Source organism: Pediococcus cellicola (genome assembly GCF_001438655.1).
Taxonomy (GTDB): domain Bacteria; phylum Bacillota; class Bacilli; order Lactobacillales; family Lactobacillaceae; genus Pediococcus; species Pediococcus cellicola.
The window spans coordinates 14,768-32,003 of sequence record NZ_JQBR01000007.1 but is presented as its reverse complement, the minus strand read 5'-3'; the positions used below and the strand labels follow the sequence as shown (position 1 = coordinate 32,003).

The 17,236-nt window shown below is 40.6% G+C and carries 19 protein-coding genes; 7 read left to right on the top strand and 12 right to left on the bottom strand.

All coding sequences use genetic code 11. The annotated features are described in order from the left end of the window. The first annotated feature begins 14 nt into the window (after nt 1-14). From trhA to IV80_RS07025, 3 genes are all read left to right on the top strand, one after another. Nucleotides 15-677: a PAQR family membrane homeostasis protein TrhA gene (gene trhA, locus IV80_RS07035; RefSeq protein WP_057751498.1), complete on the top strand. Its 663-nt coding sequence runs from the start codon at nt 15-17 to the stop codon at nt 675-677. A 27-nt stretch (nt 678-704) separates the two neighbouring features. Then, a complete protein-coding gene (locus IV80_RS07030; RefSeq protein WP_057751497.1) occupies nt 705-959 on the top strand; it encodes a hypothetical protein in 255 nt (84 codons plus the stop codon). 78 nt (nt 960-1,037) lie between these two features. Continuing rightward, nucleotides 1,038-1,250 carry a hypothetical protein gene (locus IV80_RS07025; RefSeq protein ID WP_057751495.1) on the top strand — a complete coding sequence of 71 codons (213 nt, stop codon included), beginning with the start codon at nt 1,038-1,040 and terminating at the stop codon, nt 1,248-1,250. 119 nt (nt 1,251-1,369) lie between these two features. Here IV80_RS07025 and ispE read toward each other — a convergent pair whose 3' ends face one another. Continuing rightward, complete coding sequence (gene ispE, locus IV80_RS07020) at nt 1,370-2,224, bottom strand: 4-(cytidine 5'-diphospho)-2-C-methyl-D-erythritol kinase (protein ID WP_057751493.1); 855 nt, start codon at nt 2,222-2,224, stop codon at nt 1,370-1,372. Nucleotides 2,225-2,427: 203 nt separating this feature from the next. After that, a complete protein-coding gene (locus IV80_RS07015; RefSeq protein ID WP_057751491.1) occupies nt 2,428-2,661 on the bottom strand; it encodes a Veg family protein in 234 nt (77 codons plus the stop codon). Nucleotides 2,662-2,859: 198 nt separating this feature from the next. Between IV80_RS07015 and IV80_RS07010 the strand changes: the two genes are divergently transcribed. After that, nucleotides 2,860-3,480 (top strand): sugar O-acetyltransferase, encoded by a 621-nt coding sequence (locus tag IV80_RS07010; RefSeq protein ID WP_057751489.1) that lies wholly within the window; start codon nt 2,860-2,862, stop codon nt 3,478-3,480. Between the two features lie 43 nt (nt 3,481-3,523). After that, nucleotides 3,524-4,336: a Cof-type HAD-IIB family hydrolase gene (locus IV80_RS07005; RefSeq protein ID WP_057751486.1), complete on the top strand. Its 813-nt coding sequence runs from the start codon at nt 3,524-3,526 to the stop codon at nt 4,334-4,336. 61 nt (nt 4,337-4,397) lie between these two features. Here IV80_RS07005 and rsmA read toward each other — a convergent pair whose 3' ends face one another. The 7 genes from rsmA to IV80_RS06970 form a co-directional block, all read right to left on the bottom strand. Then, nucleotides 4,398-5,276 (bottom strand): 16S rRNA (adenine(1518)-N(6)/adenine(1519)-N(6))-dimethyltransferase RsmA, encoded by an 879-nt coding sequence (gene rsmA / locus IV80_RS07000; RefSeq protein WP_057751484.1) that lies wholly within the window; start codon nt 5,274-5,276, stop codon nt 4,398-4,400. Between the two features lie 9 nt (nt 5,277-5,285). Next, a complete protein-coding gene (gene rnmV, locus IV80_RS06995) occupies nt 5,286-5,837 on the bottom strand; it encodes a ribonuclease M5 (RefSeq protein WP_057751482.1) in 552 nt (183 codons plus the stop codon). After that, a complete protein-coding gene (locus IV80_RS06990) occupies nt 5,824-6,609 on the bottom strand; it encodes a TatD family hydrolase (RefSeq protein WP_057751480.1) in 786 nt (261 codons plus the stop codon). The genes rnmV and IV80_RS06990 overlap by 14 nt, the downstream gene beginning before the upstream one ends. Nucleotides 6,610-6,692: 83 nt before the next feature. Next, nucleotides 6,693-8,723 carry a methionine--tRNA ligase gene (metG, locus tag IV80_RS06985; protein WP_057751478.1) on the bottom strand — a complete coding sequence of 677 codons (2,031 nt, stop codon included), beginning with the start codon at nt 8,721-8,723 and terminating at the stop codon, nt 6,693-6,695. A gap of 149 nt (nt 8,724-8,872) precedes the next feature. Beyond that, complete coding sequence (locus IV80_RS06980; RefSeq protein WP_057751476.1) at nt 8,873-9,721, bottom strand: DUF72 domain-containing protein; 849 nt, start codon at nt 9,719-9,721, stop codon at nt 8,873-8,875. A gap of 619 nt (nt 9,722-10,340) precedes the next feature. Further along, a complete protein-coding gene (locus IV80_RS06975) occupies nt 10,341-11,306 on the bottom strand; it encodes an AEC family transporter (protein WP_057751474.1) in 966 nt (321 codons plus the stop codon). 33 nt (nt 11,307-11,339) lie between these two features. Further along, on the bottom strand, nt 11,340-12,983 hold the full coding sequence (locus IV80_RS06970) for a malolactic enzyme (RefSeq protein ID WP_083490553.1): 1,644 nt from the start codon (nt 12,981-12,983) through the stop codon (nt 11,340-11,342). Nucleotides 12,984-13,208: 225 nt separating this feature from the next. On the opposite strand from IV80_RS06970, the gene IV80_RS06965 reads away from it, so the two are divergent. Together IV80_RS06965 and IV80_RS06960 are read left to right on the top strand one after the other, a co-directional pair. After that, nucleotides 13,209-13,397, top strand: a complete 189-nt coding sequence (locus tag IV80_RS06965) for a PspC domain-containing protein (protein WP_057751470.1) — start codon at nt 13,209-13,211, stop codon at nt 13,395-13,397. A gap of 199 nt (nt 13,398-13,596) precedes the next feature. Then, nucleotides 13,597-14,472 (top strand): LysR family transcriptional regulator, encoded by an 876-nt coding sequence (locus IV80_RS06960; RefSeq protein ID WP_057751467.1) that lies wholly within the window; start codon nt 13,597-13,599, stop codon nt 14,470-14,472. Between the two features lie 48 nt (nt 14,473-14,520). On the opposite strand, the gene IV80_RS06955 is transcribed toward IV80_RS06960, so the two are convergent. The 3 genes from IV80_RS06955 to IV80_RS06945 all read right to left on the bottom strand — a co-directional run bounded on the left by IV80_RS06955 (nt 14,521) and on the right by IV80_RS06945 (nt 17,157). Further along, nucleotides 14,521-14,844: a hypothetical protein gene (locus tag IV80_RS06955; protein ID WP_057751465.1), complete on the bottom strand. Its 324-nt coding sequence runs from the start codon at nt 14,842-14,844 to the stop codon at nt 14,521-14,523. Nucleotides 14,845-14,944: 100 nt separating this feature from the next. Then, nucleotides 14,945-15,901 (bottom strand): hypothetical protein, encoded by a 957-nt coding sequence (locus IV80_RS06950; protein ID WP_057751463.1) that lies wholly within the window; start codon nt 15,899-15,901, stop codon nt 14,945-14,947. Continuing rightward, nucleotides 15,901-17,157, bottom strand: coding sequence for a hydroxymethylglutaryl-CoA reductase, degradative (locus IV80_RS06945; protein WP_057751461.1), 1,257 nt, complete (start codon nt 17,155-17,157; stop codon nt 15,901-15,903). The genes IV80_RS06950 and IV80_RS06945 overlap by 1 nt, the downstream gene beginning before the upstream one ends. Nucleotides 17,158-17,236: the final 79 nt, after the last annotated feature.

Below are 17,236 nucleotides of genomic sequence, written 5' to 3'. Positions count from 1 at the left end.
CGGAGGAACACAATATGAAACCATCAACTCAACTTCAAAAGCTGCGTTCTTTACATCATTCTCAACTTCTTAATGAAATTTGGAGTGCCATCACGCATGGCCTAGGCTTCTTTCTAAGTATTGCTGGAACTGTTTTATTGATTATCAAGGCTGTAAGGCTTGGACAACCACTCGATTTAGTGGCTTACACTATTTATAGCATCAGTTTACTTGTCTTATTCTTCTCCTCGACCATGTTTCATAGTTTATATTTCACAAAAGCTAGTCACGTCTTCCAGATCTTGGACCATGACAGCATTAATTTATTAATTGCAGGAACTTATACGCCCTATTGTTTATTGGCAATTCGGGGGCCGCTTGGCATTGGGCTTTGTATCGTGATTTGGTTGTTAGCAATTGGCGGAATTATTTTTCAGTTTTTTGCAGTAGGTAAATTTAAAAAAGTCGAGACATTAATTTATGTCTTGATGGGTTGGCTTTGCTTAGTGGGTGCCAAACCCTTGTACGAAACTTTAGGCCTAGTTGGCATTAGCTTATTAGCCGCTGGGGGCATTGCCTTTTCACTGGGTGGTGTGATTTATAACATTCCTCATGTTAAGTATGTGCATGTTTGGTGGCATGTGCTTGTCTTAGTGGGCGCCGCATTAATGTATTTTTCCATTTTGTTGTATATTTAAAGTAACCCAACTGAATGGAGGCGGCTTATGAAACGTCCGAATAATCAATTTTTATTGTTTCAGTATCTTCTCGGATACGTAGTTATGGCGTACTTCCTTTATAAATATGGATTTCCGATTTCTTTAATCTTCATCGTCATCGTTGTCAGTTTGAGTCTCGCAGGCGGTTCTATGTACTTATCGCACCATTTTTCTTGGACCAATCTTGGTTTGATGTTGCTCGTCATTCTACTCGGGTCGATCCTACTTTTTCTCATTTTTCATCGTTTCTATTTAAATTAAGCTTCTCCATCTTGTAAACGCTTTATTTTGATGCTAAACTGTGACCGATATTAGAAATTACGAAATCAGGCGAGCGTGATGAATCCGAATCTCTTAATTCACATAATTGGTGTTGTTGCGATTTTGGCCGGTATCTTACAATTATTTGTTTTCCATCACCAGTGGCAAAAACTAAAGGTTACAATGAACGAACACACAACTGGCTGGATGCCGCTTTCGCTTTGGACTAGCGTGTGGTTCGGGATTGTGTTTATTGTAGTGGGCATTGGGTTTTTATTTTTTGGAGTGTAACCGTCTCCTAGTGAATCATGACTATTCAATTTCTAGGGGTTATGTAGTTGTATAAATTAAACGCCACGAATAATTACAAATTAGTTAATAAAAAAGGTCGCCACAATTGGCGACTTTTTTTAATTTAACGGTCTCACCAGATAAACCTCGTGACAAAACCCCTTCAGACTATTCACTAAATGCTGTGCACGACTTTCTTTGTGACAAATGCCAAAAACAGTCGGCCCTGTGCCACTCATTTGCGCAGCATCTGCGCCATACCGTAGCATTCGTTCCTTTAATTGCAAAATTTGAGGGTGCATCTGCCCTGTTAAGGGTTCTAAAACATTACCAACATTTTCACAAATAGCTGTAAAATCATTTTTTTGAATCGCCGTAAGCATGCCATCAATTTCCAAATGATGCAACTGTTGGTGATCGATCTGACGCAATATTTTGGGCGTTGACACGCTTAATTTGGGCTTGGCAATCACAAAATACATCGCCGGCAATTGGCGCAACAGCCTAATTTTTTCGCCTTTTCCATAAACATACGCCGTTTGACTATAGACGCAATAAGGCACATCTGAGTCAATGCGTAGACCCAACTCAGCTAACGTTACTTGGGGAATCTGTAAATTCCACAAATTATTTAACCCTCGTAGAACTGCAGCGGCATCGGAAGACCCACCGCCCATACCAGCGGCGACCGGAATATTTTTCTGAATCCGAATTTTGGCACCCGCTTGGACGTGAAATTCCTGCTGTAATAATTTAGCAGCCTGATAGGCTAAATTGCGACTGTCATTAGGCAAAAAGCCTGTGTCAGTATGCACACTAATTGCCCGTTTTCCAGGCCGTGTTTCGATTTTGACATAGTCCGCAAGATCTACCGATGTCATCACCATATTCCACTCTTGAAGGCCATCTGCGTGATTATAGGGTGTATCTAAGAACAAGTTCAGTTTGGCTGGGGCCTTTTCTGTTGTCTCCATGCAATCACCTAGTTTGCTAATCCAGTATTTTATCACAATTATACTTAAAAACGTACCAAAGTACCAGTGCTGCACGCTAGGTTACTAACAGTATCCTGTTTACAGTAAGAAAATTTTTTTAAACCATGTCATATGCTCTTGTCAAATCACGATAAATGCTTAAATTTAGGCAAAATAAAAAGACCTTAACGGCCCAGTTATTTTTATTCAAATGCGATTTCGATGTTCTTGGTTAGAATATCGGTATAACTATACGATACCCGCTCAAATGAGTTCTCATCCTGATCTAGATCAACGACGAAAACTGCTGGATACGTCTTATGGAGAATTCCATGGCGTTTCGTAATTTTCTTACGACCAGCTTGGGCAACCACCATCATTTCTTCTCCAACCTTGTTGTCTAGCTTTGACTTAATTGTGGCTAGTGTGTTTGGCATTGGCTTCACCTTCCCATGTGAAACATTGTATCATAGTTTCACAAAAAACGCAAATTATACCACAACACCCAATGTACCGCAAGTTTCAATTTATAAATCTAACAATCTTTACATTTAGGAACCGTTTTCACTTTTTTGAGTTTTTCTGCAACAAAAAATGCTATGATATTTCTTATAAGACAGAAACGGAGGATTTTCATGCAAACTGATCGTGAATTAATGAATGCGGGGCAACTTTATAACTCAAATGACTCAGAATTAATTGCTCTGCGAAGAGCCGCTAAACAAAAGATTTATCAATACAACCAAACCCACCCTGAGCAACAAGATGTCCGACAACATTTACTTGATGAACTTCTTGATTGTCCTAGTGCCGACCCCTTTATTGAGGTCCCCACACGCATGGATTATGGATATAACGTTCATATTGGAAAAAGATTTTATGCCAATTACGACAGTATTTTTTTGGATATTGCTCCCATTGTGATTGGCAATAACGTCATGTTAGGGCCTCGTGTTTCTTTATACACGGCTGGCCATCCCATCGTGCCGGATATCCGTAATCAAGATTTAGAATATGGTCATCCAATTACAATTGGTAATGACGTGTGGATTGGGGGTAATGCTGTCATTTGTCCAGGTGTCACCATCGGCAACAATGTCGTTATCGGAGCTGGCACCATCGTTACCAAAGATATTCCAGACAACTCTGTGGCGGTTGGTAATCCAGGACATGTCATTCGTCAAATAACCGCTGCTGATCAGGCTTTTTGGGAAAATGAAAAAAGCCAATACTTAAAACGACGTGGCATAAACTAATTTCATCTCACAGCACGCAAACCAAACAAAAGGAGTCCGACAAATGGCAATCAAATTAATTGCACTAGATATCGATGATACTTTGTTAAACTCTAAAGGCGAAATTTTGCCAAGTACCATCACAGCGGTTCAAAAAGCCGTGACACAAGGCCTGAAAGTTGTTTTATGTACCGGACGTCCTCTTGCTGGGGCAGCCCCTTTTCTCCAGCAATTAGGGCTCACAAATGATGATCAGTATGTGATCACTTATAATGGTGCTGTTATTGAGTCCGTCACGGGTAAAATTATCGCTAAACACCTTGTTGATAATAGCTATTATCGGCGCTTAACAGCTTTTGGTCAAAGACACCACATTCCATTTAATGTTTTAGATGAAAATAGTACTATTTATACTGCAGATCGTGATGTGAACGCCATTACGGTCGTTCAAGCTTGGGAAAACAAGGCTGGTATCTTAATCCGCACACCCGATGAATTGCCACCTAATTTTCAAATCACTAAGGGGCTTTTTGTCGGTGAAGAAAAAATGTTGGATGCGGTAGAACCCCTTGTCACCAAAACTTTTGAAAACGATCTTTATGTGGTACGTGCCGCCCGTAATTTTCTAGAGTTAATGAATCCAGTAGTTAGTAAAGGCAATGCCTTGCATGATCTTAGTGCTGCCCTTCACTTTGACACCAGCGAAGTGATGGCTGTGGGTGATGAAGGAAACGATATTGCCATGTTTGAAGCTGCCGGGACTGCCGTTGCCATGGGAAACGGGACTGAATTGGCCAAAGCACACGCCAACTTTGTTACTGGCACCAACGATGAAGACGGCTTAGCAGATGCCATCACTAAATTTGCTTTGAAATAAGAATTTAAAAAGGAATCCATCAAAAATGGCGCTAATAAAAGTCATTTTTGAGGATTCCTTTTTAGTTTTCTTGTAAAGCATTGGTTAATCTAATAAAATCCACCACCGTTAACCGTTCCGGACGAATACCCGGCTTGATTGCCAAGCTTTCTAACACTTGAGTCAGATGGGCCTTAATTTCGGGTGTTTTCCCATAAATACCTAGCAAATTATTCCATAGCGTCTTACGTCGATGGGCAAAACAACCCCGCACTGTTTTGAAAAAAGCATCCTTATCATTGGGCTGTACCGGCCACGGTTCCCTTTGCGTGAGCTTAACAATTGCCGAATCCACATTGGGTTGTGGTGTAAAGGCCGTTCTTGGCACCTCAAATTCAACGTGAACGTTCATGTCCAACTGAATCGCCACACTTAAAGAACCATACTCCTTATCACCAGGTTGCGCATTCAAGCGGTCTGCCACTTCTTTTTGCATCATCACTACAATCTGATCCAGTTGCAAAGTACTTTGCAGCAAGCCTTTCAAAATGGGTGTTGTGATGTAGTAAGGTAAGTTTGCCACCACTTTAAGGGTGTGTTTACCATCCAAATTTTCAGCAACCACCTTGGGTAAATCTACCTGCAAAATGTCGGCATTAACAACCGTGATGTTATCATATGGATCTAAAGTTTCGTCTAGGACATCAAGTAAATTTTCGTCAATTTCAAACGCCAAAACGTGATGTGCATGCCGTGCAAGTTGCTCAGTTAAAGCACCTATTCCAGGACCAACTTCAATTACATCATCAGCTTCAGTAATGTCAGCTGCACTCACAATATTCTTCAAAATTTGCGGTTGCGTTAAAAAATTTTGGCCAAGACTCTTTTTAGCATTTAAATGATAGCGTTCTAGAATACCACGGGTACGAATTGGATCGGCAATATCTATTTCTTGGGTCATTTATTCTCCTTATTTCTCATCCAGTTTTGTGACTGCAGCGTTAAAAGCTTCTCGACTTACCTGAAATAATTGCAGGCGTTTAACAAGCTGCTTTCCATTCACATAACCAATATTCAAGAGTTCACATAACTCCATGCGTCGCTGTTTAGCGTGTGCGCCTGAAATCAAGTCTGCATCCAACAAATCTGCACGCGTAATCTGAATTGGGGCATCACTAGCCTCTGTGTAGACCTTGCTTAATGCTTCACGGATTGCTTCTGGGGTCGCATGTTCGACACCTAAGCTCCCCTTTTTGCTGGGCACAGCATCGCGACGTGCCAGAAACGCATGCTTCACGTCAGGCACCTCAGCCGAAATGGTTTTACGAATTTTTTCACCTGAAAAATCAGGATCTGTGAAGACGATTACGCCACGCTCAGCCTGTAGACGCCGAATCTGATCAATCGTTTCTTCGGAAATCGCTGAACCTCGCGTCTCTAATGTATCTGCTGCGACAGCTTTTTTTATGCGCACCGTATCATCTTTTCCTTCAACTACTATTACTTCTTTAATTTTTTTCATCATCAGTTATCCTATAAAATTTTTTGGCATTTTCATATGTGGCTTTGGCCGTCACGTCCGGATCTTCATCACGCAAACGAGCCAGTGCCTCAACCACGTATAACGTATAGGCTGGTTCATTTTGCTTGCCTCTAAAAGGAATCGGTGCCAAGTACGGCGCATCGGTTTCGGCCATGATGCGGTCCGCGGGAGTTGCTTGCACTGATCGATGCACATCATGTGCGGAATTAAAGCTCGCCACACCACTGTACGAGATGTGCATCCCTAGTGACAAGAATTTATCAAGCCATTCTGGTCCGCCATTAAAACTATGCATGACGCCGCCAAATGTGTCCACATGCGCATTTTTTAAAATTGCATATGTATCTTCAAAAGCATCACGATTGTGAATAGCAACCGGGATCTTCAACTCACTGGCAAGTTCCAACTGTGATTCAAAAACACGTCGTTGCACTTTTCGTGGTGATTTTGTTTCATAATAATCCAGCCCAATTTCACCCAACGCCACCACTTTGGAATCTTGCAATTGGGCACGCAAGGTTTCAGCCTGCGTTTCGTGAAAATATTTTGAGTCCTCTGGATGCCAACCCACAACCGCGTAGATATTTGGGTATGTGTGCGCCAGCTTAATTGCAGAGGCATTAAATTCGGCATTAGATCCGACCATCGCCATTTTTTTCACACCCAATTTATGAGCATGGTCAATATAGGCCTGCTCATGGTCTTGAAAAGCCGGATCATTCAAATGAGTATGCGAATCAAATAATTGCATGTTAACCTCCAACTACCAAAAACCAATCCAAGACAGATAAACGGGTTTACTTTGTCTCAGATTGGTTCTTCATAAATTCCTATTTATTCGACACCTGAACCATTCACCAGGTTGTTAGGCACTTCAACCACTTGAATCTGGCCGTCATGCTCAGCTGATAATAGCATACCCTGACTAATTTCACCACGCATTTTACGCGGCTTCAAGTTAGCGACAATTAAAACCTTCTTGCCAACTAGCACACTTGGGTCAGGATAGTATGCGGCAATTCCCGAAAGAATTTGGCGATCACCTTTATCGCCTGCATCTAATTTGAATTTCAATAATTTATCCGCACCCTCAACATGATCAACCGATTTAATTTCAGCCACTTTAATTTCCACTTTATCAAAAGCTTCAATTCGAATTGGCTTCTTAGTTAAATTCAATTCAGTTTCATCAGTCGTTTGTGCAGCCTTTTTGGCAGCTTCCATTGCAGCGCGGCCCTTTTTCTTGTCCGTCTTGGTCATTTGCGCCTTAATAAAAGCAACTTCGTCTTTAGCATCCAAACGAGGAAAAATTGGTGTGCCCTTTGCGACTACCTTTGTATCCGCAGGAATGGTACCAAAATGTAAGTCCGCCAAATCCACTGTCTGAGCTTTTAAACCCAACTGATTCAGGATTTTGGTTGGTGCTTGCGTCAAGATCGGTTGCAATAAATGAGCCAAAATTCGTAAGCTCTCTGCCAAGTGATTCATCACACTTGCCAACTCAGCTTGAGCATCAGCATCGTCTCGTTTAGCTAAGACCCATGGCTCCGTTTCATCGATATATTTATTCGAGCGACTGACCAGCTTCCAAATCTCAGAAAGTGCATCAGAAAAATGGAGGTCATTCATTAACTGGCGATAATTCGTAATAACAGAGTGAGCCGTAGTTTCCAAATCTTGATCAAATTGGGTAACGCCAGCCTTGAAAGTTGGAATTGTACCACCTTCATACTTATTGATCATGGCAACTGTCCGGTTTAATAAGTTACCTAAATCATTAGCCAGATCATAATTAATTTTGTCGATAAAGTCTTCTGGTGTGAAAACTCCGTCATTTCCATAAGGCATTGCTTTTAGCAAATAGTAACGTAACGCATCTAATCCATAGCGTTCCACTAATGTTTCTGGGTAAATAACGTTTCCTTTCGACTTGGACATTTTACCGTCTTTCATCAATAGCCAACCATGACCCACCACGTGCTTAGGTAGCGGCAAGCCAAGGGCATGCAACATAATTGGCCAATAAATCGTATGAAAACGCACAATTTCTTTACCGACCATTTGAACATTAGCTGGCCAATACTTTTCAAAGTTACTTGGATCATCTGAACCATACCCTAGAGCCGTAATATAGTTTGAAAGAGCATCAATCCAGACATAAACAACGTGCTTAGGATTGTCCTTCACTTTAACACCCCAATTAAAGGTTGTCCGTGAAACGGCTAAATCTTCCAAACCAGGTTTGATGAAATTATTGATCATTTCGTTCATTCGTGTTGCTGGCTGAATAAAATCAGGATGATCTTTGTAATACTGAAGCAACCAATCTGCATATTTGCTCATTTTAAAGAAATAAGACTCTTCTTTAACTTTCTGAACTTCATGACCAGATGGCGCTTTGCCACCGATCACTTTTCCATTTTCATCTCGATAAACTTCGGCTAATTGCGTTTCAGTGAAATACTCCTCATCAGAAACGGAATACCAACCTTCGTATTCACCTAAATAAATATCGCCGTTGTCTTCCAATTTTTGGAAAATTTCTTGAACGGCTTTTTCATGATAATCATCAGTTGTTCGAATAAACTTTGTGTTCGAAATATCTAGTAATTTCCACAACTTTTTGATACCCTCTGCCATCTCGTCCACATAAGCTTTAGGTGTGGTGTTCAGAGCTTCAGCTTTTTGTTCAATTTTTAGGCCGTGTTCATCAGTCCCGGTCAAAAAGAAGACATCTTTGCCTTCCAAACGCTGGAAACGTGCCTCGGCGTCACATGCAATTGTCGTGTAGGAGTTACCAATATGTAACTTACCCGACGGATAATAAATTGGTGTTGTTATATAATAAGTGGGTTTATCTGCCATTGAAAATTTCCTTTCCAATTCCATTAATTTTTAATTTGATATAAATTCTTAATTAGGAGATGTTTTAACTTTAAGTATATCACAATGAAACGCTACGCAAAGCCTGTTTCATCCGTTTAATGTCTAGTCGATAAAATTTATTTTTAGCCCTAAAATAATCCTAATTGGAGCGGTCCAAGTCCTTCAAAATTAATGCCTAAGATTTCCTTCAATCTTAACGCATTCCCAGCGGCATCTTTTCCACTGTTATTATTAAAGATGATGCAAACCTCTTCCACTTGCGATTCTAATTTTCGAACAAGCTTGGCAAAATCTTGTAATTCAGCCTCAGAATATTTGTACAACGTTCGCGTGCTACGCCAGTTCGGTCCTTGCTCTGCCCAGCCCTTTGCATTTTGCCCATGTAAACGTAACATCGCTAAATTTTGGTTAGTGACGGTATCCACCAGTGGGACGCCATTAGAAACGGCACTGGGTTCGTCAACTGAAACATGGGTCATGCCCAGTTTTTTTAGAAATAACATGGTTTCGTCACGCACCGCTGGATCGTACCAACTTGCGTTGCGAAATTCAACAGCAATGGGTAAATCCCCCATTAAAACACGCACGTCACGTAAATAACGAATATTAGCTGTTTCACAATTAAAATACGGCGGAAATTGAAACAAGATGGTTTTTAACTGATCTTGCTTCACAAGTGGACGAACCATTTTCTTAAAATCGGTAAACACCAGACGATGTTCATCTGACAAGTAATCATCCACGCTTGCCCCATCGTGTAGCGTCATTAGCTGATTTGCTTTAAGAATAAACTGGAATTTTTCTGGCACTGACTTCTGCCAATTTTCCACAGTTGAAATTCGGGGTACGCCATAAAAGGAAGTATCCACTTCAACCACAGGAAAATGACCGGCATATTCGGTAAGCGTTACTTTTCGATTTTCATGATTGATGAGGGCCGGATGATCTGTCCAGGTCGTTAATCCAATAGTAATCAATTCTTTTTGCTCCAATTATCAATATTTAAGCCTAGTCTATCACAGTTCTTTTATGTAAAAAATAGTTTACCACGACACATTGCCTCGTGATAAACTATTTTGCTGTTTTAGTACCTATTTGCGAGCCTAACGTGCAAACTTAGCAATGCCATTCACTACTAAGTTTTTTCTTAAGTTTAACTTTATTGCCGAAACGTGCAAAAAAAGGCAGCCTTCTCCGTCTAGCTACGGCACTTCAACGATTCCAAAAGTGAATCATTGAAGCCCCTGCACTTTCACTGCCTTATTGCCGAAACGTGTTAAAAGGAGCAGCTTCCTCCGCGTGCCAGTTCTTGCGGTCTGGGTTGTGGCCACAAGAATGGACAACGTATGGAACATCTATGATTATTAACGATCTTTGCTAATAATCTTCCCTAAATGTGGAATAGTAGCTACGAAAAAGGAACGATTCCTAAACCGAATCATTCCCTTTCCTGTGCACTTCACTGCTTTATTTCCGAAACGTGCAAAAAAAGGCAACCTTCTCCGTCTAGCTACGGCACTTCAACGATTCCAAAAGCGAATCATTGAAGCCCCTATGCTATACTCGAAGGCTATTCGCCTTTTTTTACACTCTAATTTATACAAACTGAATCAAACTCATCACAATCGGTACCACCACAATAAAGAGGATCGTACTTGTCGTCACCAAGTTTGTTGCATACTCGACATCACCATGCGACTCGTTCGCCAAAATTGGCATTACCGCCAACCCCGGTGCCGCCGCCTGCACAATCAACGTCTGCATCTCCATCGTTGGAATCCCATGACCCAAACTTGCTCCCCACATGATCAACATCGTAATCACAATTGGAGACAACACAAATCGGCCAATCAATGCAAAGATTGTATCTCTATCAAACTTAATACTCTTCAATCCGGCATCCGCCAACACAATCCCAATATAAATCAAGGACAACGGCGTTACCAAATTCCCGACGTACGACAAGGTATTATTAGCCCATTCTGGAACCGGCAAACTCAACACTAACCAAACCAATGCCACTAAGAAACCTAACAACGGCGGTGGCAAAAGCTTCTTCCAGTTAAAGTTACCAGAACCCTTTTCGCCCTTTTTCTTCGTAGGATCATCATTTGAAATCAAAAATACACCAAATGCCCAAGTCGAAACAGTATTCGTCACATAATAAACCAAGAAGTATGGTAAGCTCACTGAACCAAACAACGCAATGTTTAACGGTAATCCAATGAAAATTGTGTTCGCATTAACCACCGTATTCATAAAGATTCCTCGACGTCCCGGACGGACACGCAAAACCTTTACAGCTAACCATGCAATAATGTATCCAATAATGACGCCGCCAAACGAATAAATTAAGCCGCTAGAAAGACCAATTAATTTATGCAGTGTCAGATATTTCATAACCGACACAAAGATTGAGGCTGGCAGGGCCACGTTCATAATCAATTTTGAGATGCTACCACTAAAGTTATCGTCAAACCAGCCGATACGACGGAGTAAATAGCCTAACGCCATCATCAGCAAGATGGTAACGATACTTTCAACAGAAGTAATAAAAGCCATGATAAACCTTCTTCCTATTTTAAATCATTTATTTTAGTATTTTGGTTCCCATTTAGTCGCTTTAATTGCTTGATCCACATCAGCAATAGTTTCTTTGTTCAATTTTTGATCCACAGCACTTTGCGCTACCGCCTTAGCCACTGTGTAAGAGAATTGATCTAACTTTGAAACAGGAGGTAAAACAGCTGCTCCTGGTTTGTCGCCATCAACAATGCCGCCCAATGAATGAGCTGCTTTAGAGATCATTTCATCATTTAAGACCTTAGCAGTTGACGCAATCACACCTAAACCTAAGCCAGGATAAACCAAAGCATTGTTGGCCTGACCAATTTGATAACTTACACCATTGTAAGTCACATCTGCGGCAGGAATCCCAGTCGCAACTAAAGCCTTACCATCAGTCCATTTAATCAAATCTTCAGCTTTAGCTTCAGCAAGTTTAGTTGGATTAGATAGTGGGAAGATGATTGGACGCGCTGTATGAGCCGCCATTTCCTTCACAATTGCTTCAGTGAATGTCCCTGGTTGTGTCGATGTTCCCACTAAAATCGTAGGATGAACGGCCTTTACAGCTGCTTCCAAGTTAGTGAGTTCACTTGCATTGGCAAATTCAGAACGTGAACGTGCAAATGGTTTCTGTTCTGGTGTCAAAGTTGGATCATCATCGAATAACAATCCCTGTTTATCAACCAAATAGAAGTGTTTCTTAGCTTCTTCTGCAGACAAACCTTGTTGTAAAAATTCGTCATAGATTCTCTTGGTAATACCCGCACCGGCTGTTCCTGCTCCAAATGACATATAAACTTGATCTGTCATTTTTTCTTTAGAAATATTCAAAGCACCTAAAATACCTGCTAACACAATGATTCCAGTTCCTTGAATATCATCATTAAATGTGGTGATTTGATCTTTGTACTTATTTAAAATGTTTGCTGCATTACTACGGCCGAAATCTTCAAAATGAAGGTATAACTTTGGGAAAAGTGTTTCAGCGGTTTGCACGAACTTATCCACAAAATCGTAGTAACGATCACCGGTCACGCGTTCGTGACGGTTTCCGAGATATAATGGATCCTTTAACAAATCTTGATTATTAGTCCCCACATCAAGCACCACAGGCATCACTTGGCTTGGATCGATGCCAGCTGCAGCGGTATAAACCATTAATTTACCCACAGAAATATCAACACCGTTAGTTCCCCAGTCACCAATACCAAGGATTCCTTCAGCATCTGTAACCACAATCAATCGAATATCGCGACCATCTGCTGCATTCTTTAAAGATGCTTCCATACTATCAGGATCATCAATTGACAAGAAAACGGCGTTCTGTGATTGAATAAACAACTCGCTGTAGTTTTCAATGGTATCTGCAATCGTAGGATCGTAGACGATCGGCATAAATTCAACCACGTGTTGGCTAAACAATTTATAGAATAAAACACGATTTTCGTTAAAGATTTCCATTAAGAAAATTCTTTTTTCTAAATCACTTGTTTTAGTTTGGAATTGTGCATACGTTTGGGTAACTTGTTCGTCTAATGTTTGGACATATGGGGGTAACAAACCCACCAATCCAAGTGATTGACGTTCTTCATCAGTAAATGCTGTGCCTTTATTTAAAAAAGGATTATTTAAAATCTCTACTGGATTCTTTGTCATATTAAAAACCTCCAATTTACTTACTTTTTGTATTTACGAGGGTTAGCTTACATGGTGATGAAAACTATAGTCAAATCTATAAGAAAGTATTAAAATTTTTAATAGGTCTATCCAAAAACGTTGCACTTATAGGGTTTTCGTCACTTGAAATTTTCCAGGTCGTTTGGATAGGATTTAATAGTCCAAAAAGTTATAATAAAAGTAGTGAAAGATATCGTTTTCAAAGGGAGGAAATACACAATGAATAAAAAACTTACAAAATCTTCAGACAAAATGATTTCAGGTGTCGTCGGTGGCTTTGCAGAATATTTGGGCATTGATAAGACTTTGTTACGGGTCATTTATGCGGCAATTTCAATTCCTGGATTTATTCCATGTATTATTTTGTACCTAGTAGCAGCATGGGTGATGCCAGAAAAAAACGAGTAAATGAGCTGTCCAGCTCTTAGTTGTTAAGTAAGCTGAAAGCCATAATCGCAATCCCCGATAGCGTCTTGCTCACGAATCTATCCTATTCATATTGAACAAGTAGCTTGTGTCGCCGAGACAATTGAGACGTCATCCCCAACTTTCCTAGGCGCACAGGCTAACTTACATAAGAATTTCACTCAATAACTCGAGGTATTTTATGAACATTAAAGATTTTGAATATTTTCAAGCGATGATTCAAGAACATAACTTTTCTCGAGTCGCAGCAAAGTTTAACGTCAGTCAACCCACAATTAGTACGGCAATCAAACGACTAGAAGAGGAATTCCAAGCACAACTCTTTATTCGTGATGCCAGTCAACATAAACTCACCACAACCTTGAGCGGACAACAGCTTGCAGAGCATACTTCAATTATTTTAGATCAGGTCCACATTGCCGAAAATGAAATTCAAAATATCAATACCGGAAAAGTTGTTTTAGGTTTGCCACCAGTTATTAGTCAGTCTTACTTTCCTAAAATTGCGGCTGAACTAGCTAAACAGAAATTGTTACGCCAGATTATTCCCGTTGAACATGGATCCGCCGAATTATTAAAATTGTTACTTAACGGATCGCTGGATATGGCGCTTGTTGGCTCCATACAGCCTTTTGACTCTGCGCAGTTATTCAGTCAGACATTCGCGCAAACTAAGTTTAACATCATCGTCAGCAAAGACAATTCACTTGCTCAAAAGAAGAAAATTTGGTTTCGTGAACTTAAAGATCAAAATTTCATTACTTTTGATAGTAGTTTTGTGCACGCGGAGGCACTAAAACAACTAAGTCACGCCAATCACTTTCGCCCTCAAATCATTTATAAAAGTGATGATCCACAAGTCATTCAAGGCATGATCGCTGAAAATATTGGGATTAGTTTTCTTGCAGAATCAGCGGTTACCAACGCTGATGTGGTGCCCCTAGAACTTTTAGATGACCCCCAACCTAATTTTTACATGAGTGTGGCTTACCGAACGAATCATATCCTGTCACCAATTCAACATAAAGTCCTTAATATTTGTCTGGCAATAGATTAAAAAAACGCCACGTTTCTTGCACAAACATGCAAGCAAACGTGGCGTTTTTTAATATCTCTCAAATTGTCTAATGACTAAGATTTCATCTTCTGAGAGCTGACCACCCAGATGACCAATTAAAGTTCGCCCAATTTTGCGGTAATTTTTACGAATTTGGGTAAAACACAAATCAATAATCGCAATTAAAAAAGTGACGATCATTGCACTATCTTGCGTTAATGGCGTCCCAAACAAATTGACCATGTCACCACTAAGAACTGTCCTTAAAAAGGCGTAGACCATGATCAAATCAAGCCCTAATTGCAGGCGTAGCAAGCCCCGCATTCGATTTTTTAATTTAACAAGTTGCTGAAAAGCATCTTGACGTGTCATCGCTCAAATCTCCTTCATTCTCAAATCTGCGCTTATCCGCCTATGACGTTATCTTTATTTTATGCCAGATATAAGATAAGGTAAACTGATTGAACTGCAATTACCGAATGGTATAAGTTAGATGGAATTTTTCAAAAAATTCTGCTACAGACATATCATACAGTTGTTTAAAGAAAACCTCACTTTGGCTTTTAGGCGGGGCAGGCAAAACAAACGCATTTTGTCGATCCGTCATGCCTAATCCAATATAAGCACGTTTTTGAGTTGCTTGTTCCTGTAGCTCTGAATGAGAAATTTGAAAAAGCTGGCGCACTTCTAGACGTAGCTGACGTCTGCTCAACACACTATCAACCGTCACAAATTCACTACTGCCCACGACTGGTAAATGCCATTTTTCTAGCTGTTGATCAAAGGCCGCGTACAATTTAACCAGCGTTCTTCGTAAGGTGAATGGTGAATCTACCGGTTTTTGCATCAAAATTTGATAAATATTTTTTGCGCCTTCAAGTGCCATTGGATAATCATGTTCAAACTGAGAGGCCACCTGTTCAAATTGATCACCATAAAAGACGAGTGCATCCAAAATGGTCATTAACCGTAAGTGCATCATCCCATCAACCTTACCCTCTTCTTCAGGCTTAATTGTGTGAACAACCCCTTTAAGGTATGCGTCACGAACCGCTTCGGTCAACAAGTGATGCGCTTCTTGCCAACGATAAATCTGTAAATGAGTAGCCGTATCGTATAAAGTTGTTGTAATAATCATAAGTTGTTCATCAAAATCCTGATGTCCACTCGTTAAATTAAAGTGGATAGCAGGATATTTTTTGAGATCCATAAGGGCATGCAGTAATTCATGCGACACCGTATAATCAGGAGCGGTGATATCCCGAATATGGAGTACAAGTTGCTGGTCCTGTCGTGTCTGGTAAGACTGATCATAGCGCACAAAACCACTCTTTTGGTCACCATAGTCCAGAACGATTTTTTCATTAGTCGCTTCCTTTACCTGTGCCAATAATTTTTGAACTTCTTCACTTAACTGTATTTCGCTCATTAATTTCTCCTTGTTCGTATACGCTTCAAAATCCGTATCGCAGTTTGTTCGTCCATTTGAGGCGCCATTTCTAATTCTTTTTGGGCACTTTCTAACTCTGCTTGTGTCGCGCCAACCCCTAGCAGTAGCGATTTGGCTTGTAAATGCATATGTCCACGCTGAATGCCTTCCGTTACTAGGGCTTTTAGTGCCGCCAAATTTTGAGCTAATCCCACGCTCACAATTGCTTCTTCCAACTGCGCGGCCGATCCCACCTGCAATAATTTATGGTTTAGTTGGGCCTGCGAATTAATTTTAATGGAGCCACCCACGAATCCTACTGGTAATGGCAACGTTAAAGATCCCACAAGATCATTTTCTTGAATTTTCCACTGGCTTAACCCACGATATTGTCCGTCTTTCACGGCATAAGCATGCGCCGCGCTCTCAATGCTCCGCCAGTCATTACCGGATGCCAACACAACAGCATCTACCCCATTCATAATTCCTTTATTATGGGTAGCTGCTCGATAAGGGTCAACTTGTGCGGCTTGACTAGCAAGCACAATTTGTTGGGCTACCTGTTTACCGTCTAAAGTTCGGCTTGTCAACCGTTCAAAGGGAATTCGGCAAGTAGCCGTTGCCACACATTCATCTGCTAAATTACTTAAAATCGCCATCAAACTTGATTGACCAAGTTCAATGTGAAGATAATTGGCCACCGCTTCAAGCATGGTATTAATCATATTAGCGCCCATCGCTTCTTTTGTATCAATGTATACATCTAGAGAAACGAACTGATTATCCAATTGACGAACACGAATTTTTTTGGCTCCACCACCCCGCTTTACAATCGAAGGATGCGCCTCATTTGCCACTCTTAAAATTTGGGCTTCATTTTGAGTTAATTGCGCGCTTAGTTTAGAAGAATTGCTCACATTGGCCAATAACACTTGCCCCATCATTAAACGGGGCGTTGTCTGTACCAAAATTCCCTTGCCCATATGCATCATTTTGGCGCCATTACTGGCAGCCGCAATCACAGAAGGTTCCTCAGTCACCATCGGCATGATTTTTTCCTGTCCATTAATTAAAAAGTTAACGGCAATGCCTTCTGGAACAGAATAGTCCATTAAGTAGTTCTCAATAATGGCATCACCTTGCTGAGAACGCTGGTTGGCAATCAGTGTCAGTTCATCCGAAGTTAAATTTAATTGTGTGCTTAAAAGGCTCAGTCGTGTACTGTAATCCTTTTTATAAAACTGTTTTAAATTCATTTTAGTGAACTCCTAAAACCAAAAAAGCTGGTAAAACTCATTTTATAAATGTGCTTAGCCAAGCTTTTGTCTCATATTC